Source organism: Providencia sp. PROV032, from assembly GCF_028484875.1.
Lineage (GTDB): Bacteria > Pseudomonadota > Gammaproteobacteria > Enterobacterales > Enterobacteriaceae > Providencia > Providencia rettgeri_E.
This window is the reverse complement of sequence record NZ_JAMPSX010000024.1, coordinates 1-19,926: the sequence shown is the minus strand read 5'-3', so window position 1 is coordinate 19,926 and position 19,926 is coordinate 1. Positions and strand designations below refer to the sequence as shown.

Below are 19,926 nucleotides of genomic sequence, written 5' to 3'. Positions count from 1 at the left end.
AATATGCAGTCATTTGATGTGGTTATCGCCGGTGGTGGTATGGTTGGGTTAGCACTCGCTTGTGGGCTTGAAGGGAGTGGACTACGTGTTGCGGTCATTGAAAATCATCCACCGAAGGTGCCATTCAGTGCCGCAGAGCCGCACGCATTAAGGGTATCTGCCATTAATGCAGCAAGTGAGAAATTACTGACCCACTTAGGTGTATGGTCAACCATTAAAGGAATGCGAGCTTCAGCTTATAATGGCATGGAAGTTTGGGATAACGACAGTTTTGGGCGAATTACGTTTACCGCTCAAGAACGTAACCTAACCCATTTAGGGCATATTGTTGAGAACAATGTTGTACGTGATGCCCTATGGCAAAAAGTATCGCAACTTCGCGATGTGACATTATTAGCCCCCGCAACGATTAAAAAAGTGGTGTGGGGGGAAAACGATGTTTTTATTACGTTAGATGATGAAAACATGTTAACAGCGCGGTTAATTGTGGGGGCTGACGGGGCAAACTCGTGGTTGCGTAGCCATGCCGATATTCCATTAACCTTTTGGGATTATGAACATACCGCGTTAGTTGCTACGATCCGAACCGAAAAACCTCACGAAGGCGTTGCTCGCCAAGCTTTTGATGGTGAAAGTATTTTGGCATTTTTACCATTAAGTGACCCACACCTTTGTTCGATTGTCTGGTCTCAGCCGGCCACTGAGGCAGCAAGACGCCAGTCTTTAGCACCCGCTGATTTTAATAAAGAACTGGCAGTTGCGTTTGATGTTCACCTTGGCCTCTGCCAAGTTGAAAGTGACCGATTAACCATTCCTCTGACGGGGCGCTATGCAAGGCAATTTGCGGCTCAACGTTTAGCGCTGTTAGGGGATGCGGCACACACAATCCATCCATTAGCGGGTCAAGGGGTCAACCTTGGGTTTATGGATGTCGCCATGCTAATCGGTGAAATAAAACGTTTGCACCGAGAAGGTAAAGACTTTGGCCAATACTTATATTTGCGTGATTATGAACGTAGCCGCAAACACAGTGCAGCACTGATGTTGGCGGGTATGCAAGGTTTCCGTGAATTGTTCGATGGTAATAACCCTGCGAAGAAATTACTTCGTGATATCGGGCTGGTCTTAGCGGACAGTTTGCCAGGGGTTAAACCGCAATTATTAAACCATGCGATGGGGCTGTTTGATATGCCTAAGTGGTTGGAACAGTTACAAGTCGAAGACGCCCTCTAAATCCTTTTCCCAAAAGGCACAGTTGATAAAATTGTGCCTTTTTCTTATGTCAAAATACAGAGCGTCGTAATTGAATTCTGCATAAAAATAATCCTTATTATTACGTTTTAGTATGAATAGCGGAACTTTCTCTTTCTATCATGACTGAAAAAAACTAATTACATTCGTTTTTCGCATTAGTTTTATTTATATTGCTGTGATGAGCTTTATTGTCAAAGTGACTATTTAAATTCTATTTGTGGTTATATTTTGTGCCATTTTCCCCTGAATGTAAGGATTTTGAGTGATCATTCTCAATTATTTAACAAAAAGCGCTGGCAAAATCAGAGCGCAATCAGTAATACAGAGGAATGGTCGCCCTATTTTTTTTTATAGGATAGAACAGCAAACAGTGGTAGGTTTTTAAAAAGTTATCGTTTGCGTTGGGGTAAAATTATCAAGGTATTTTATTGCAGATGGGTAATTTTCACCACGCAATCACCCTGTCATATTAATAATGCAAAGAGGGTATTCATGGTAAAGCAAACAACACTATATGATGAACATATAGCCTGCGGTGCAAAAATGGTCGATTTTCATGGTTGGATGATGCCGTTGCATTATGGTTCGCAGATCAATGAACATAATTTTGTCAGAACCGAAGCAGGGATGTTTGATGTATCCCATATGACTATTGTCGATTTACACGGTGAAGGTTGTCGTGATTTTCTGCGTTACCTTCTCGCCAACGATATCAATAAACTCACAGAACAAGGCAAAGCTTTATATACAGGTATGCTGAATGCTTCCGGTGGTGTTATTGATGACCTGATTGTGTATTACTTTGCTGATGACTTTTATCGTCTCGTTGTAAACTCCGCAACACGTGATAAAGACCTCGCTTGGATTGAACAACATGCTAAAGACTATGCGGTTGAAATTCGTGTTCGCGATGATTTAGCGCTCTTGGCTGTTCAAGGGCCGCAAGCGCCAGAAAAGGTTCATTCGTTACTCAGTTCAGAACAAAAAAACAGCATCGAAGGAATGAAACCCTTTTATGGTGTTCAAGCCGGGGACTTATTTATCGCAACCACTGGGTATACGGGTGAAAAAGGTTATGAAATTGCTATGCCTAAAGAGCAGGTCGTTGAATTTTGGCATAAACTGCTTAAGGCAGGGGTTCACCCAGCGGGTTTAGGGGCACGTGATACTTTACGTCTTGAAGCCGGTATGAACCTATATGGGCAAGATATGGATGAAACGATTTCGCCATTAGCTGCAAATATGGGATGGACGGTTGCTTGGAAACCTGAAGAGCGCCAGTTTATTGGCCGTGAAGCATTAGAAAAATTACGCGAACAAGGTACTGAAAAACTTGTCGGTATTGTGATGCGTGAAAAAGGTATACTGCGTGCAGGGCAAGTTGTCCGCTTTACTGATGAACTGGGGAAACTACAAGAAGGGGTGATAACCAGTGGCTCTTTCTCACCAACCCTAGGTTTTAGTATTGCGTTAGCACGTGTCCCGAACGGAATTCAAGATAAAGCGATTGTTGAGATCAGACAAAGAGAAATGCCAGTTGAAGTCGTTAAGCCAGGCTTTGTCCGTGAAGGAAACCGCTTAGTGTAAATTTGGGCAGATCGAATTAATAAATTTAAAAATTGAGAGGCTAGTGATGAGCAATACACCTAAAGAATTAATGTATACCCGTGAACATGAGTGGCTGCGTGACGAGGGAAATGGTGAGTATACAGTAGGTATCACCGAACATGCGCAAGAGACGTTGGGTGACATGGTGTTTGTAGATTTACCCGAAGTGGGGACTGCGGTAAGTGCAGGCGATGACGTTGCAGTCGTCGAATCAGTTAAAGCGGCATCTGATATTTACGCACCATTGAGTGGCGAAATTGTGGCAGTTAATAGCGAGTTGAATGACGCACCAGAGCTCGTGAATGAACAACCGTATCAAGAAGGTTGGATTTTCCGTATTAAGGCGTCGGATACCGCAGAGCTGGCGGATTTGATTGATGCGGCGGGGTATACGTCTATGATCGAAGCCGAAGAATAGTTTATTCGTCATATTTCATCTTGTGGCGGTGTTGGCTTCGCTCATTCGCCCTAGTCACATACTGGTGTATGCTCCTAGGGTCTCATTTGCTTGCCGCCTAGTCACAAGATGAACTATTTAGAGGATTGATAAAATCTAATTAGTTAGAAACAAGAAACAAGAAACAAGAAACAACTGCAATATCATTGATTTTAAGCGTTATCTCGCAAGTTCCGTAATAGCCGCCCTACAACTTATGCATAGCAGACAAAGGATGGGAACACAGATATGTCGATGTCACTGAGTCAATTAGAAAACCGTTCAGAATTCATTTCGCGCCACATAGGTTCATCAGAACAACAATTAAAAACCATGTTAGACACCGTGGGTGCAACGTCATTAGATGCTTTGATGGACAAAATTGTTCCCAAAGCCATTTTACTTGCTGAGCCGCCAAAAGTCGGTGGTGGTGCAACGGAGCAAGAAGCTTTAGCGGAATTAAAAGCGATAGCATCACTCAATAAGCGCTACAAAAGCTACATAGGTATGGGCTATGCACCTGCAGTGCTTCCGCCTGTTATCTTGCGCAATTTATTAGAAAACCCGGGTTGGTATACCGCTTATACGCCATACCAACCCGAGGTATCACAAGGTCGTTTAGAATCACTGCTGAATTTTCAACAGGTCACTATCGATCTTACGGGGCTAGATCTCGCATCTGCATCGTTATTGGATGAAGCAACTGCGGCAGCGGAAGCCATGGCGATGGCAAAACGGATCAGCAAACTGAAAGATGCAGAACGCTTCTTTGTTGCAGATGATGTTCATCCGCAAACTCTCGATGTTGTTCGCACACGTGCGGGCACCTTCGGTTTTGAAGTGATTGTCGATAGCGCAGAGAAAGTGTTGGAGCATGAAGGTGTTTTTGGTGTGCTACTTCAACAGGTCGGTACAACAGGTAACGTCCATGATTACAGTTCACTATTTGCTCAACTAAAAGAGCGCAAAATTGTCAGCTGCGTTGCTGCAGATATGATGGCTCTTGTGCTGTTAGCTGCTCCGGGTAAACAGGGCGCTGACATTGTATTCGGCTCAGCTCAACGTTTTGGTGTACCAATGGGCTACGGTGGCCCACATGCAGCATTCTTTGCTTGTCGTGATGAGTTCAAGCGGGCAATGCCGGGACGTCTGATAGGTGTTTCACGGGATGCGGCAGGCAACACCGCGCTGCGTATGGCGATGCAAACTCGTGAGCAACATATTCGTCGTGAAAAAGCGAACTCGAATATTTGTACATCCCAAGTGTTGTTAGCCAATATTGCCGCCATGTATGCGGTTTACCATGGGCCACAAGGGCTGAAAATGATCGCTGAGCGTATCCACCGTTTCAGTTCTATTTTCGCTAAAGCATTAGCAGACGCAGGGGTTTCGTTACGCCATAAAACTTGGTTTGACACGCTCTGCATTGAAGTGGCAGACAAAACAGCGGTGCTAGCACGTGCAGAGAAAGCTAAAGTGAATTTACGCACTGATATTCGTGGTGCAGTTGGTGTGACGTTTAGTGAAATCACGACTCGCCAAGATTTAAATGAATTATTTGCGGTGATCACAGGCATTGAAACTAAGTTGGATTTTGAAAAGCTCGACCAATCGGTTTCAGCGGCAGAGCAAGGGATCCCAAGCGCAATGTTACGTGATGATGAAATTTTAGCGCATCCAAACTTTCATCGTTACCATAGTGAAACCGAAATGATGCGCTATATGCATAGCTTAGAGCGCAAAGATTTAGCATTAAACCAAGCGATGATCCCACTGGGTTCTTGTACGATGAAGCTCAATGCGGCAGCGGAAATGATCCCAATTACGTGGCCTGAATTTGGCGAGCTACACCCATTCTGCCCACCTGAGCAGGCTCAAGGTTATCACCAAATGATAGAGCAGCTTTCTCATTGGTTAGTGCAATTGACCGGTTATGATGCGGTTTGTATGCAACCTAACTCAGGGGCTCAGGGGGAATATGCAGGTTTATTGGCTATTCGTCGCTATCATGAAAGTCGCAATGAAGGGGAACGAAATATTTGTTTGATCCCGGCCTCTGCTCACGGTACCAATCCAGCTTCTGCGCATATGGCGGGTATGGAAGTGGTGGTAGTGCGTTGTGATGATGAAGGTAATATCGATTTAGCTGATTTACGCGAAAAAGCTCAGCAACATAGTGAAGCACTTTCTTGCGTGATGGTAACTTACCCATCAACCCATGGGGTATATGAAGAAAGTATTCGTGAAGTGTGTGAAATTATTCACCAATATGGTGGTCAAGTATACCTTGACGGTGCAAATATGAATGCTCAGGTTGGGCTAACAACCCCAGGCTTTATTGGTGCGGATGTGTCTCACCTGAATTTACATAAAACATTCTGTATCCCTCATGGTGGCGGTGGTCCAGGCATGGGGCCTATTGGTGTGAAAAAACACTTGGCGCCGTTCGTACCGGGGCATTCTGTGGTTGAGCAAGAAATGTTAACCGACCAAGGTGCGGTATCTGCAGCGCCATTTGGTAGTGCATCAATTTTGCCAATTAGCTGGATGTACATTCGTATGATGGGCTCTTATGGTTTACGTAAAGCGAGCCAAGTGGCTATTTTGAACGCTAACTATATTGCTAAGCGCCTTTCTGGTCGTTATGACATTTTATATACAGGGCAAGACGGTTATGTGGCTCACGAATGTATTGTTGACTTGCGCCCAATTAAGAAAGACACCGGTATTAGTGAGCTCGATATTGCTAAGCGTTTAATTGATTATGGTTTCCATGCGCCAACCATGTCTTTCCCTGTCGCAGGCACTTTAATGATTGAGCCGACTGAGTCTGAAAGTATGACGGAAATTGACCGTTTTATTGATGCGATGTTAGCTATACGCGATGAAATTGACCAAGTAGTGAAAGGGCAGTGGACACTCGAAGATAACCCCCTCGTGAATTCGCCTCATGTGCAAACAGAGTTAGCCGGGGAGTGGCCACATCGTTATAGCCGTGAGCTTGCCGTGTTCCCTACAGCACAAACCAAAGCAAATAAATACTGGCCAGCGGTTAAACGCCTCGATGATGTGTATGGTGACCGCCATTTACACTGCTCGTGCGTACCGATTGAAGATTATATGTAGGAATGAATCACGCTTTTCATTAAATAGTGTGAATTAAATGTTTTTAGGCTTGATTTCAGTAGGTTACTGAAATCAAGCCTTTATTATGGGTGTTTCTAGCCCGAATATTGTGAAATACCCGTGTAATTTTTACCTTGATAGAGTTTTTCCACTCCGCCTGTTTCCATGACGACTTGGTAAACCCCCCCATTAAGGTCGGCGACATACATCAGTTGTGCTGGTTTATCATATGTGAGCCCAATCGCCTCTTTAAAACCACGGCTTATTACTTTGTAATGGCTCAATCCATCAGCAGCAATAGTGGCACAATTTAAGCTATTACCATCGGGCTCAGCACCTCTATCTGTCCAATATAAAATATGGGCTTCTTCATCAAGCAATAAATCAATAGGTTCGGGTAGGTTTTGAAGGAGCAATTGAATATCAGTGCGTTGATTGGCTGATTGCTGGGTTTTAGGTGTTAATGGCGCCCTAAAAATACGGCCTAAATTGCCTTTAGCGGTGCCTTTTTGTGTCCAATAGAGCCAGTTATTTGCAACATCAACAGTAATACCAACGCACTGGTCTAATATATCTACGTTATTGTGTTTATCTCGAGGCCTTGCTACATGGATTAATAAATCAGAGCCATCGACATGACATGAGGAAACCATACCGCCTTCGCGGTCACACCAATATAATCGTTGATTGACTAAATCAAGATGCAATTGTTTTGGTGTTCTTATTTTCCCATTGCCTAATAGCATTTTTCTGCCAGTACCATCAAAATTTATCACATTGATGGAGCCATCGTCAGCATCATAATCATCCCCCATATTGCTCCAATAAATTAATCGATTAGTAGGGTCAATGGCAATGCCGTCAGGAGTTCCACCGAGCCCTTCGATAATTGGGGTTGTTTGATGTGTTGATTTATTGAATTGAATGATTGCGGGAGAATGGACATCTAGTAGTAAAAGGTAAGGGGTTGAATATTCATTGAATTTTTGCATTTTAAACCTCTTAGGCAAATGTTCAATGATAAAGATAGGAGTGATATTAATAATTAGCAAGTTATTAATATTGATATTTCTTTATTAGTCGAGATTAATAATTATATATAGAATATAAAGTAGTTTATTATTTAAATTAAAATAATGAATTAGTGAAAAGCATATCTTGTCACAGACAATATAAATTAGATGAGTGTAATACGTTAAATAAAGCGGCTTTTCAGCCGCTTTTGGCGAAAATTACAACAACCAACCTTTTTTTTGAGCGAGTTCTAACTGTAATTTTAACTGCTGATAAAACTCAGGCAGAATTTGTTCGATATAATCACACTTACTGAGTACTTGCTCAAGGCGGATATTATTTTCAACCCAACTTTGTCCTTGATTGTGCAAGTTCATTAGCATTGGCATCGCTCGGTCAATGGCATTTGCATAGACAGACTCTGGTGTTTCTAATGCATCGTATTCATTCCACAACGCTAAAAGGGTTTCAGCTTGTGGGCTAGGCAACAAGTTAAAGATACGGTTAGCGGCTTTAACTTCTTCTTCATGAATCGCATCACGAGCTGCATTATCAAAGACCAATACATCACCTGCGTCAATTTCAACAATGTCATGCACAAGGGCAAGCTTTATCGCATGTTCGATATTAATGCCTTGTACATAAGGTGCAAAACTCATTGCTGCAACCGCAAATTGCCAACTATGCTCTGCGGTGTTTTCTTGGCGTTCACGGTTCAATAACTTATTTTTACGATAAACGCTTTTGAGTTTATCTAATTCCATTAAAAATTGGACGACTTCGGTAAAAGCCCCAAAATTAACCACCTCTACGGGCTTGCTACCTAATGCAGATGACATAAAAACTCCAATTAATTCTCTTCTAATGAATAAGGTAGTGGCACGATGGTTAGATGACTTTGCTCATCACCCATAACACGGAAAACGCTATCGGCTTCCATGTCATTATTCATAATGACCTGTACATAAATTTCGCCACTACCTAAACGGATAGCGGCCAAAACAGTTCCCGTGCGGCGCCATTTATCACCAAGCTGCCATTCCACACCTTCACCAATGACAGGAATGGAGGTGCCAGTGCCTTTTAAGGTATACATCGCGCGTTTATTTGCACCACGGAATTTTGCTCGTGCAACCATTTCTTGCCCGGTATAACAGCCTTTTTTAAAGCTAATACCATGAGGTAGAGCTTGTAAATTAGTGGCTTGAGGTAAATGTTGGGCACTATTTGCTTGATCGATAACCGCAAAACCGGCTTCGATATCAAGGGCTAACCATTGTTCATCGTTGACCTGAATAGCACCTAAGCTTTGGGCCATTTTTTGTGCGGTTTCTTCGTTGGTGATCACTAAAAAACGCTCGGTGGGTAATGCAAAATGCAATATTGTGGAAGCGCCGTCGGTAACGACCTGATTTTGATCGTCAGGCAATGCAGTAAATAATGTGGCTAGCGCTTCTCTAGCGCCTTGACCTGCCACTCCCATTAATTTAAGGTCCGATTTTTTTTCAAAGGTAACCTTTGAGAAAACCGCATATTTTTTCAGTTCGGCGAGTTGTGAGTCGGCAACACTGGTTCTTAATAAATAGGAATAGCCATCTAAATGATGGAATAGGCGGAGGTCGCTCCACATCTTACCTTTAGGATCACAATGTGCTGTTAATGCATGTGATTGTTTAAGTGTGGCGATATCTGCGGTTACTTGGCCTTGCAGGTATTTCTCTGCATCAGCGCCGTGGATATGAATAAGTTCCCAGTTTTCCAGTGAAATCAAAACGAGTGGTAAAGACTGAGATCCGAGAGGGAATTGCTGTGTACTATCAATTTGGTTAGTCATGATTTCACCTGTTGTTCTTTGATAGATAAAGGTGCCTAATGGTAAAATAGCTAGATAACATTGCAAGTAGTTATTATGATGAACCTGTATTATCTAATAGTTTTTTATCATCTGTTTGTAGAAAAACGGTATTTTACTACTAAAATTACAACAATGTTGTCTATGACATGTTTTCTTGGCGGATAATCTGTTAGAGTATGGAAAATAATCAATCTAATCAGTTAACTGCAAAAAGGCCGTAGTGGAATGGATATTGAGAACAAAGCACGAATTCATTGGGCATGCCGCCGTGGTATGCGTGAATTAGATATTTCAATCATGCCGTTTTTTGAGTATGAATATGATGACCTGACAACGCATGATAAGCAGGTATTTGTCCGTTTATTAGAATGTGCGGACCCTGATTTATTCAATTGGTTAATGAATCACGGTCGCCCAGATGATGACGAACTTTTTCGTATGATTAAACTGATTCAGGAAAAAAATAAAAATCGTGGTCCTGTGGAAATCTAATCTCTCCATTTCATGGAAAACTCAACTGTTCTCAACCTGTGTTCATGGGGTTGTTGGGATGGTTTTGCTATTGACACCATGGTCTCCTGAGAACTCAATGATATGGCTACCACTATTAGTGGTTGTGGTTGCGAGTTGGGCTAAGAGTCAAAAAACGATAAGTAAAATAAAGGGTGTTGCTGTACTGGTTAATGGCAATAAGGTGCAATGGAAGAAAAACGAGTGGAGAATACTAAAAGCGCCTTGGCTTAGCCGTTATGGGACATTGCTGACACTAGAAGCTTTGCAGGGTAAACCGCAAAAGGTTTATTTGTGGGTAGCGAAGGACGCCCTGTCAGAAGATAATTGGCGTAATTTAAACCAGTTATTGCTGCAATATCCTGATATCTAGGCTACCAAGATCACCGGCGATAAACCGCATGGGTAGCCTAAGCGTATGTAGATAACCCTCACTTTGGGTTATCAATCATCCAGTCAATATAAGCTTGCATCAACTTGCATTATAACAACGCTTCGATTTCCTGAAAAATCTGTACACACCACTGTGCAATGCGCTCATCGGTTTGTTCAAACTGGTGGACTTCATCTAATGCAAGGCCAACAAACATATCACCGGTATCATTGAGTGGTTTAGGGCTATCAAAGGTATAGCCTTCGGTTGGCCAGAAGCCAACAAATTTAGCACCAGTTGGTTTCAGTTGGTGATAGAGCATTCCTAGGGCATCAAGGAACCACTCGCCATAATCTATTTGGTCACCCAAACCATACATAGCAATGATTTTATTTGCTAAGTCAAGATTGGGAAGCGTTTCCCAAATTTCAAGCCAATCTTCCTGTATTTCACCAAAATCCCATGTAGGTATTCCCAAAATAAGAACATCATACTGTTCCATTTCTGTAGGCGGTGTATCGTTAACGTTATGAAGTGTGACTAAATCATCGCCGAGAATATCACGTATTTTTTCTGCAACCATTTCGGTATAACAGGTACTAGAACCGTAAAAAAGACCTATTTTCATATATTTTATTACTATGTCCAGCTATGGTTTTCATCACAAGAGATGTATTGTAACAGAAGCAGCCACATTCAGGCATAATAGAATCGTGTGGTATTATCTAAAGGAAGCTTATTTGTCGTGGAAACAAAACAACTTAATCCATTAATTGAACAATTTCTTGATACAATTTGGCTTGAACAAGATCTTGCCGAAAATACATTGGCTTCTTATCGTAATGACCTTCAACTATTAGATAAATGGCTTGATGCACATCAGTTGCATTTAGAAAATGTTCAATCAATTGACCTACAATCTTTTTTTGCTGAACGCATTGATTGTGGATATAAAGCAACCAGTTCGGCACGTTTATTAAGTGCGATGCGTCGACTCTTTCAATATTTGTACCGGGAAAAAATCCGTTTGGATGACCCTTCAGCGGTGATTGCTGCCCCAAAAATTCCGCAGCGTTTGCCCAAAGATTTAAGTGAAAAGCAAGTTGAGGATTTATTAAATGCTCCTGCGACTGAAGATGCTTTAGAGTTACGTGATAAAGCCATGTTGGAAGTGCTATATGCATGTGGTTTGCGTGTTTCTGAATTAATCGGATTAACGTTTTCAGATATTAGTTTGCGGCAGGGGGTTATTCGTGTTGTCGGTAAAGGCGATAAAGAAAGATTGATTCCCTTGGGGGAAGAGGCAATATATTGGCTAGAGAAATATATTGATGAAGGCCGCCCAGATTTATTAAATGGCAAAACGAGCGATATTCTATTCCCGAGTAAGCGTGGCACGAAAATGACTCGGCAAACGTTTTGGCACCGAATAAAATATTACGCAGTACTTGCTCATATTGATAGCGAGCTACTCTCACCGCATGTTCTTAGACACGCATTTGCAACCCATTTACTCAATCATGGGGCGGATCTACGCGTGGTACAAATGTTGTTGGGTCATAGTGATCTATCAACCACACAAATTTATACTCATGTAGCGACTGAACGGTTACGAGTATTACATGAGCAGCATCATCCAAGGGGGTGATGCATGATTAAAGGACTATTTATGAAACGCAAATTGATATTATTGGCTGCGGCATGTATTGCAACGTTGACTTCCTCAGTCTATGGAGCAACGGAAGAAAAAGTTATTCGTGATACGTTGGAAAAATACAACATGGTTGTTGAAGTGATTAAACCTTCACCTATTGTTGGGCTGAATGTTGTTGAAACATCAACCGGTGTCGTATACATCACTGATGACGGCAAATATTTATTGCAAGGGCCAATTTATGATATGAGCGGTAAAACCCCGGTTAATATCAGTAATCAGCCATTAATGAAAAAAGTAGAAGCGCTCAAAGATGAAATGATTGTTTTTAAAGCGCCGCAGGAAAAGCATGTTGTGACCGTTTTTACCGATATTAGCTGTGGTTACTGTAAAAAATTACATGAATCTGTTGGTGAACTAAATAGCCAAGGTGTCACGGTGCGTTATCTTGCATATCCACGTCAAGGTGCGGACAGCGATGTAGGGAAAAAAATGGCGTCTATCTGGTGTAATGGCCTACCACAAAAAGCGCTAACTCAAGCGTTTAAAGGTGAGGAAATTGCCATGATTGAAGATTGCAAACTTGACCTAAGCAAACATATGAGTGTGGGTAATTTATTTAAAGTGACGGGAACACCAGCAATCATCCTACCGGATGGGCAATTACTACCTGGCTACATGAAACCGGATGCCCTTGTTCAATTACTCAACGAAAAATAGTTAATTATTGTGAATGTAGAAACACTCTTACAACAAAGGCAGCAGCAAAGTTCTGCTGCTCAACTTCCTGGCTTGCCTGAACTATTACAACGGATTTACCAACACCGAGGCGTCACCGATATCACTCAATTAGAGCGTAAAGCAGCCAATTTATTGGATTATCGGACATTATCGGGTATTGATAAGGCATTACCGCTACTTTATCGTGCTTTAAATGAACATGAGGCTATCACCATTGTTGGGGATTTTGATGCGGACGGAGCAACCAGTACTGCGTTAGCTATTCGAGCCTTAAAATCAATGGGATATCGGAATATCAATTATATCGTTCCGAACCGCTTTGAAAATGGTTATGGTTTAACACCTTTGGTGGTTGAAGAGGCGCGTAACCAAGGAACGAATCTTATTATTACCGTTGATAATGGCATTTCATCCCATGAAGGCGTTGAAGCCGCTAGCCACTATGGAATAAATGTCATTATTACAGATCACCATCTGCCGGGGGAAACGTTGCCTGCTGCGGATGCGATAATCAACCCGAACTTAAATGAATGTAGCTTTGCCTCTAAATCATTAGCGGGAGTTGGTGTTACATTTTATTTAATGTCGGCATTACGTGCGTATTTACGTCAGCAAGGGTGGTTTGTGCAACAAGGCGTGGCAGAGCCTAATTTAGCCGAGTACCTTGATTTAGTTGCGCTGGGAACGGTCGCAGACGTAGTTCCTCTGGATGTAAATAACCGTATTTTAGTTCACCAAGGGCTTAATCGGGTTAGAGCAGGGCGTTGTTGCGCGGGTATTAAAGCCCTCGTTGAGGTTTCCAAGCGGGATTTATCCAGGTTAGTGGCAAATGATTTCGGTTTTGCACTTGGCCCTAGGTTAAATGCAGCAGGTAGATTAGATGATATGTCAGTGAGCATTGAATTATTACTGACTGACGATATGGCCTATGCGCGGGAACTGGCAAATGAGTTGGATGGGCTAAATCAAACTCGCCGTGAGATTGAAGCGGGTATGCAGCAAGAAGCTCTCGTGTTTTTTAATCAATTCGAATACGGTGAAAACCAGCTGCCAAATGGCCTAGCCATTTACCATCCCGAGTGGCATCAAGGCGTTGTAGGGATATTGGCTTCTAGGATCAAAGAACAATACCATCGTCCGGTTATTGCATTTGCTCCTGCGGGTGATGGCTTATTAAAAGGTTCAGGGCGCTCCATTCAAGGGGTACACATGCGCGATGCACTTGAACGCTTGAATACCTTACAACCGGGGTTAATGCAAAAGTTTGGTGGTCATGCGATGGCAGCAGGCTTGACGCTTGAAGTGGATAAATTTGATGCTTTTAAACATCACTTTGAGCTATTGATGGGAGAACTTATTCAGCCTGAACAACTTGCTGGAGTGATATGGAGTGATGGTGAGCTTTCTCGCAATGAATTTTGTTTAGAAACCGCGGAACTTATTCGAGAGAGTGGCCCTTGGGGACAATCATTCCCTGAGCCAGTATTTGATGGTGAATTCCAATTATTACAGCAAAGGCTAGTGGGTGAGCGTCATCTAAAACTCATGTTAGAGCCAGTGAATGGCGGCCCAATGTTAGATGCCATCATGTTTAATATTGATGTTCGTCGCTGGCCAGATAACAGTATCAAAAAAGCTAAAATTGCTTTTAAGTTGGATGTGAATGAGTATCGTGGGCAAAAGAATGTGCAGCTAATGGTTGAACATATTTGGCCTGATTAAACGGGTAACTAACACACTGAATAACGATGAAATAGCGTTTGATGGCGCTATAAACATGAGATAAATTCCGCTATACTAAACGGTTTGTGAATAAAAAATTATTTTTGACTAACCATAAGATATTGAAAAATGACGTTTGAAATAAACCCAGTAAAAAGTAAGATTCAGGACCTGTCTGAGCGGACAGTGGTTCTGAGGGGGTATCTTTGACTATGATGCCAAGAAGGAACGCTTAGAAGAAGTCAATGCTGAGCTTGAACAGCCTGATGTTTGGAATGAACCCGAAAGAGCGCAAGCCCTTGGTAAAGAACGTTCATCGCTTGAAGCGATTGTTGAAACGATTGACCAGATGACGCAAGGTCTTGAAGATGTTGAAGGTTTATTAGAACTTGCAGTTGAAGCTGACGATGAAGATACATTCAATGAAGCAGAAGCTGAGTTAGAGCAATTACAGGGCAAATTAGAGCAACTTGAATTTCGTCGTATGTTCTCAGGCGAATACGATAGTGCAGACTGCTATATTGACTTACAAGCGGGTTCTGGCGGTACTGAAGCGCAAGATTGGGCGAGTATGTTATTGCGCATGTACTTGCGTTGGGCTGAGTCAAAGGGCTTTAAAACCGAGATTATCGAAGAGTCTGATGGTGATGTTGCTGGGCTAAAATCGGCAACGGTCAAAATTATTGGTGACTATGCCTACGGGTGGCTAAGAACGGAAACAGGCGTTCATCGCTTAGTCCGTAAGAGTCCATTTGACTCAGGCGGGCGTCGTCATACTTCTTTTAGTTCTGCGTTTATTTATCCTGAAGTTGATGATGATATTGATATCGACATCAATCCAGCGGATTTACGTATTGATGTATACCGTGCTTCTGGTGCTGGTGGTCAGCACGTTAACAAAACGGAATCAGCGGTACGTATCACACATATTCCAACCAATATTGTGACGCAATGCCAGAATGACCGTTCGCAGCATAAAAACAAAGACCAAGCGATGCGCCAGTTAAAAGCGAAGCTATACGAACTGGAAATGCAAAAGAAAAATGCAGACAAGCAAGCGATGGAAGAGAACAAATCTGATATTGGCTGGGGAAGCCAGATTCGTTCTTATGTCCTTGATGATGCAAGAATTAAAGATTTACGTACTGGTGTGGAAACGCGTAACACGCAAGCCGTACTGGATGGTGATTTGGATAAATTCATTGAAGCTAGCTTAAAAGCTGGCCTGTGAGGAAAAAATGTCTCAGGAACAACAAGGTGTTGAACAAGCACCTGATTTGAATAACGAACTTAAAGCCCGTAAAGAAAAGTTAGCGGCACTGCGTGAAAAAGGGATTCCATTTCCAAATGATTTTCGTCGTGAAGATATTTCCGATAAAATTCATGCGCAATATGATGATAAAACATCCGAAGAGCTTGAAGACCTAAATATTGAAGTGTCGATTGCTGGCCGTATGATGACTCGTCGCATCATGGGTAAAGCATCATTCGCAACGTTACAAGATGTTGGCGGGCGTATTCAGATTTATGTTTCCCGTGATGATTTAGCGGAAGGCATCTATAACGAACAATTTAAAAAATGGGATTTAGGCGATATTTTAGGCGCGAAAGGCCGTTTATTTAAAACCAAAACAGGTGAGTTGACCGTTCATTGTCATGAAGTTCGTTTATTGACTAAAGCATTGCGCCCATTACCTGACAAATTCCACGGTTTATCAGACCAAGAAACACGTTACCGTCAGCGCTACCTTGACTTAATCGCGAATGATGAATCTCGTCATACTTTTATTGTTCGCTCCAAGATCCTCGCTGAAGTGCGTAATTTTATGGTTGGTTACGGTTTCATGGAAGTCGAAACCCCAATGATGCAAGTCATTCCAGGTGGTGCTTCTGCGCGTCCATTTGTGACTCACCATAATGCATTAGATATCGATATGTACTTGCGTATTGCGCCTGAGTTGTACTTGAAGCGTTTAGTTGTTGGTGGTTTCGAACGTGTGTTTGAAATCAACCGTAACTTCCGTAACGAAGGCTTATCTCCACGTCATAACCCAGAATTCACCATGATGGAACTGTATATGGCGTATGCGGATTATCGTGATCTGATCAAGCTAACAGAAGATTTATTCCGTACATTGACACAAAATGTTTTAGGTAACACGGTTGTTCAGTATGGTGAGCAAGAGTTTGATTTTGGTAAGCCATTTACCAAACTCACAATGAAAGAGGCAATTTGCAAATATCGTCCTGAAACTAACGTTGCTGATTTGGACGATATGGATAAAGCAGTGGCTATTGCTCAATCAATTGGTATCAAAATTGAGAAAAGCTGGGGGCTTGGCCGCATTCAGTGTGAAATCTTTGAAGAAGTTGCAGAGAGCCACTTAATTCAACCGACATTCATCACTGAATATCCTGCTGAAGTTTCACCATTAGCGCGTCGCAATGATGATAATCCATTCATTACTGACCGTTTTGAATTCTTCATTGGTGGCCGGGAAATTGGTAACGGTTTCTCGGAATTAAACGATGCAGAAGACCAAGCTGAACGTTTTGCAGAGCAAGTTCGTCAAAAAGACGAAGGCGATGACGAAGCAATGTTCTATGATGAAGACTATGTTACTGCATTAGAACATGGTTTGCCGCCAACAGCTGGTTTAGGTATTGGTATTGACCGAATGGTGATGTTATTCACTAATAGTCATACTATTCGAGATGTTATTTTATTCCCTGCTTTACGTCCTAGCAAAGCTTAAATGCGAGTATGCCCGGTTAATATCGGGCATACATTAACATTTATAAGCTATCCACATTGACTCTTCTTATGCTTTATTCAATCAGTTTATTTTAGTTATAAGATAAAACACTCTTTACTAGACGCTAAATGAGTAAGCTAAAATAAAATCACTGAAAAGTGCTTTTTTAGTGATTATGGCTATGTAATCACTAAATTTTTATTAAAAATAAATTTGAGTTACGAATCGTATCAATTTAATATAAGTAATTCTGACAGATAACTGCTATGCTTTATTACGTAGTTTAATATCGATAAATACGTATTTTGATAAAAATTTGATTCTATTTATAATTTTTAATTATTGTTAGCTTGTAAAATTGAATTAAGCAGGTTACCCATATTTAGTCCTGATAATGCATGTTGCCATATCAGCGGTTTAAAATGTGTCAGCGGCATGATAAATGAAAATATAAGATTGTTTTTTTTGTGAGTGAATATTTTATTTGTTAACAATTGTTACTGACGGTAGACCTAAAATAAGAGTGTGCATGGAAAGTATTGAGTTGCTAAAAAGTTTATCGAGTAGCCCGATCGTTCCCTGACATAAAATAATAAAAAATGACGGCAAAGGTGTAGAATTATCCTTTTATAAGGGCGGCGAGTAGGGATCAGCTCATAAAATTAATGAAAATGTAGCAATAAAATAATTTTAAAACTAAAGTTAAGTTAATCTAAATTTATGAGATGACTCTATTTCTACATTCGGGCTTATAGAAAATAGCTAGTTTTTAGCTTACACTAGGTTTTTTGGACATCATTATAATAGCGAAGAAAAGTGCTGGTAAGGTAACCATATGTTTTTAAAAAATAAATTTTATGTTGCATCTTTGCTTATAGCAGGTACAGCCCTTCTTTCAGGTTGTACATTTGGCTCAGACACATACAATACAGCAACACCGAATACTCCAAGTAAACAGGTAGTCAATACAAGTACCGATCAACCGGTCACACAACCGACTGCTGATACCAATTCAGGTCAAGTTGATAACACATACCCTGAATCTCAAAAAGTATTAAACAGCGCTATCAACCGTACACCAATTGCTTCGACAGCCTATGGTGAAACAGGGGGCGACCAGCAAACATTTGCTCATTTAAATACGTGTGTTAAAGAACTCAATGCACTCAAAACACTCTCACCTAAAGATTACAATCGCTTAGTAGGTTCATTTAAAGAGGTTAGCGAAATCAACCGTCTATATCGACAAGTTGAGGGGACGGCTAGCCCTGACACGATTGAATTATTACAAATGGCGATAGAATCTAAAACTAAAGTATTGTGTGCAAAAGTTCGTTATAACTCAGTATTGTCTACCGAATCAACATTGAAGAAAATTAGTGGATTATGAGAATAAACCTTAGGCTTTGTGTGTCACTGGCACTTGTTACGACGTTTTTTAGTCATGCTCCAAAAGCAGAGCGCTTTAACAATGTAATTGATGATTTTGATACTTACCTTCAAATGGAAAAAGAAGGCAAAGTACAAGAACAAAAGCAACAATTGCCAGTTAATACACAAAACCAGGGTTATGATATCTTTTCTTCGCTATCTACTGTTCCTGCTCCAAAAGAGAAACAAAAATCTGCGGCTGCGAACAAAGGAACGAAAGGCAAAGCTACAGGGAAGAATAAATCTGCTGCGGCATCAACGAAGAAAGTCGATGTCGCGAAGGCGGAGCCTGCTGAACCGGAAAAAACGACTTTTTCTGAAGTGTGTGCGGTGACGACAGAAAATGGGGCATCCCCTATTTTATTGTCGTCTTACCCTTATTTCTTCCAAAGCAATCAATGGGATCCTGCTTATCTAGCCAAAGATTTTGCAAAATATCAATTGGTTCTTGACCCACTCGGCTTATATGCATCTAAATTTGCCAAGCCAGCAGGTATTAATACCTCTGCTTATCTTGAGCAATTGGCGCAATTAATTGAACGTCAGCAATTAGCACATCTATATAAGTTTGGTATTGCTCAAGGTGTAGGCCAACTTATTGCCTATAATCATTTGCTCAATGATGAACAACTCGTTTCTGAACTCATTAACCATAATAAGAGTATCGCGCAATTAACGCATACAATTACGGAAAAACAATTTGAGATTGATAAATTAAATGATGAAGTTCTGAAAAGCAAAGAGCAAATTGCGCAATTACAGGCAGTTGTCAATTCATCAGATGACCAATCTTTAATTGACTCATTAAAGACTAAATTGGCGGATGCTCAAAAAACAATTGAGCAAAAGCAAAATAGTCTTGATCAATTGAGTCAAGAAAATCAGCAAACCCAAGAAACGATTGCTCAACTTGAAAAACAATTAAATGAAAGTGTCGTTGAACAAGCCCAACTTAAACAGCAACTAGCAGATAAAGAACAGCAATTTGCGGCTGCAAATTTGAAAATTGAGCAACTCACTGCGGATATTGCAAAATTAGAGGTGGAATCTAAAAACCAACTGCAAGTTGCGGGTAACGCTGATGAGCAGATGAAATCAGTGACAGCTGAACTTCTACAGCAAAAAGAACTGTTGAAACAGAAAGAAAATGAATTAGCGACCGTTAAAAGTGAAAAAGATGGTGTTGCATCCTCTTTGGCCGCCCAGCAAGAAAAAAGTAAATTATTAGAGTTACAAAACCAGCAATTACAAACTCAGCTGGTAGAAAAAGAACGATTAGCAGAAAAAATTCAAGTTTCTCTGGCGAAAAAAACGGAACAAGCAGAGCAACAAGTTGCTTTAGAAAACGCGTTAAAAGCCGAGCTGGCTGAGGCGAAAAAACAGTTAGCCGAGCACCAAACGGCGCAAAATGCGTTGTCCAAACAGTTTGCGAACAGTGAAAAACAA

Annotated in this window: 17 protein-coding genes; 13 read left to right on the top strand and 4 right to left on the bottom strand. The window is 41.4% G+C overall.

Going from position 1 to position 19,926, the window contains the following annotated elements:
• The first annotated feature begins 3 nt into the window (after positions 1-3).
• From ubiI to gcvP, 4 genes are all read left to right on the top strand, one after another.
• Positions 4-1,233: an FAD-dependent 2-octaprenylphenol hydroxylase gene (gene ubiI, locus PSF42_RS15720; protein WP_213914561.1), complete on the top strand. Its 1,230-nt coding sequence runs from the start codon at positions 4-6 to the stop codon at positions 1,231-1,233.
• Positions 1,234-1,746: 513 nt separating this feature from the next.
• The gene (gene gcvT, locus PSF42_RS15715; protein ID WP_125894104.1) at positions 1,747-2,841 is read left to right on the top strand and encodes a glycine cleavage system aminomethyltransferase GcvT; all 1,095 of its coding nucleotides are present in this window, start codon (positions 1,747-1,749) and stop codon (positions 2,839-2,841) included.
• A gap of 46 nt (positions 2,842-2,887) precedes the next feature.
• Positions 2,888-3,280, top strand: coding sequence for a glycine cleavage system protein GcvH (gene gcvH, locus PSF42_RS15710; protein WP_125894102.1), 393 nt, complete (start codon positions 2,888-2,890; stop codon positions 3,278-3,280).
• A gap of 267 nt (positions 3,281-3,547) precedes the next feature.
• A complete protein-coding gene (gcvP, locus tag PSF42_RS15705) occupies positions 3,548-6,424 on the top strand; it encodes an aminomethyl-transferring glycine dehydrogenase (RefSeq protein ID WP_272680339.1) in 2,877 nt (958 codons plus the stop codon).
• A gap of 95 nt (positions 6,425-6,519) precedes the next feature.
• On the opposite strand, the gene PSF42_RS15700 is transcribed toward gcvP, so the two are convergent.
• From PSF42_RS15700 to ygfZ, 3 genes are all read right to left on the bottom strand, one after another.
• Positions 6,520-7,416, bottom strand: coding sequence for a YncE family protein (locus PSF42_RS15700; RefSeq protein ID WP_272680338.1), 897 nt, complete (start codon positions 7,414-7,416; stop codon positions 6,520-6,522).
• A 240-nt stretch (positions 7,417-7,656) separates the two neighbouring features.
• Positions 7,657-8,277 carry an HD domain-containing protein gene (locus tag PSF42_RS15695; RefSeq protein ID WP_125894096.1) on the bottom strand — a complete coding sequence of 207 codons (621 nt, stop codon included), beginning with the start codon at positions 8,275-8,277 and terminating at the stop codon, positions 7,657-7,659.
• 11 nt (positions 8,278-8,288) lie between these two features.
• The gene (ygfZ, locus tag PSF42_RS15690) at positions 8,289-9,272 is read right to left on the bottom strand and encodes a tRNA-modifying protein YgfZ (RefSeq protein ID WP_125894094.1); all 984 of its coding nucleotides are present in this window, start codon (positions 9,270-9,272) and stop codon (positions 8,289-8,291) included.
• A 246-nt stretch (positions 9,273-9,518) separates the two neighbouring features.
• Here ygfZ and sdhE point away from each other — a divergent pair, with 246 nt between their 5' ends.
• Both sdhE and PSF42_RS15680 read left to right on the top strand, forming a co-directional pair.
• Entirely contained in the window at positions 9,519-9,785 is a 267-nt protein-coding gene (gene sdhE, locus PSF42_RS15685; protein ID WP_004261864.1) for an FAD assembly factor SdhE, read from the top strand.
• Positions 9,766-10,176: a protein YgfX gene (locus PSF42_RS15680; RefSeq protein WP_125894091.1), complete on the top strand. Its 411-nt coding sequence runs from the start codon at positions 9,766-9,768 to the stop codon at positions 10,174-10,176. Before sdhE ends, PSF42_RS15680 begins: the two co-directional genes overlap by 20 nt.
• 109 nt (positions 10,177-10,285) lie before the next feature.
• Here the strand turns inward: PSF42_RS15680 and fldB are convergent, their stop codons facing one another.
• A complete protein-coding gene (gene fldB / locus PSF42_RS15675) occupies positions 10,286-10,804 on the bottom strand; it encodes a flavodoxin FldB (protein WP_272680337.1) in 519 nt (172 codons plus the stop codon).
• 117 nt (positions 10,805-10,921) lie between these two features.
• Here fldB and xerD point away from each other — a divergent pair, with 117 nt between their 5' ends.
• From xerD to PSF42_RS15640, 7 genes are all read left to right on the top strand, one after another.
• Positions 10,922-11,824, top strand: a complete 903-nt coding sequence (xerD, locus tag PSF42_RS15670; protein WP_109912915.1) for a site-specific tyrosine recombinase XerD — start codon at positions 10,922-10,924, stop codon at positions 11,822-11,824.
• A gap of 21 nt (positions 11,825-11,845) precedes the next feature.
• Complete coding sequence (dsbC, locus tag PSF42_RS15665; RefSeq protein WP_125894087.1) at positions 11,846-12,550, top strand: bifunctional protein-disulfide isomerase/oxidoreductase DsbC; 705 nt, start codon at positions 11,846-11,848, stop codon at positions 12,548-12,550.
• Positions 12,551-12,559: 9 nt separating this feature from the next.
• Positions 12,560-14,293 (top strand): single-stranded-DNA-specific exonuclease RecJ, encoded by a 1,734-nt coding sequence (gene recJ, locus PSF42_RS15660; protein ID WP_213914556.1) that lies wholly within the window; start codon positions 12,560-12,562, stop codon positions 14,291-14,293.
• A 129-nt stretch (positions 14,294-14,422) separates the two neighbouring features.
• A protein-coding gene (gene prfB, locus PSF42_RS15655) for a peptide chain release factor 2 (protein WP_125894083.1) occupies positions 14,423-15,524 on the top strand; the annotation gives its coding sequence in 2 pieces (ribosomal slippage) (positions 14,423-14,500 and positions 14,502-15,524; 1,101 coding nt in all).
• Positions 15,525-15,531: 7 nt separating this feature from the next.
• The gene (gene lysS / locus PSF42_RS15650; protein ID WP_102137438.1) at positions 15,532-17,049 is read left to right on the top strand and encodes a lysine--tRNA ligase; all 1,518 of its coding nucleotides are present in this window, start codon (positions 15,532-15,534) and stop codon (positions 17,047-17,049) included.
• 835 nt (positions 17,050-17,884) lie between these two features.
• Positions 17,885-18,439 carry a hypothetical protein gene (locus PSF42_RS15645; protein WP_125894081.1) on the top strand — a complete coding sequence of 185 codons (555 nt, stop codon included), beginning with the start codon at positions 17,885-17,887 and terminating at the stop codon, positions 18,437-18,439.
• A 20-nt stretch (positions 18,440-18,459) separates the two neighbouring features.
• Positions 18,460-19,926, top strand: a 1,467-nt coding sequence (locus PSF42_RS15640; RefSeq protein WP_272680336.1) for a hypothetical protein, incomplete at its 3' end; no start/stop codon positions are given.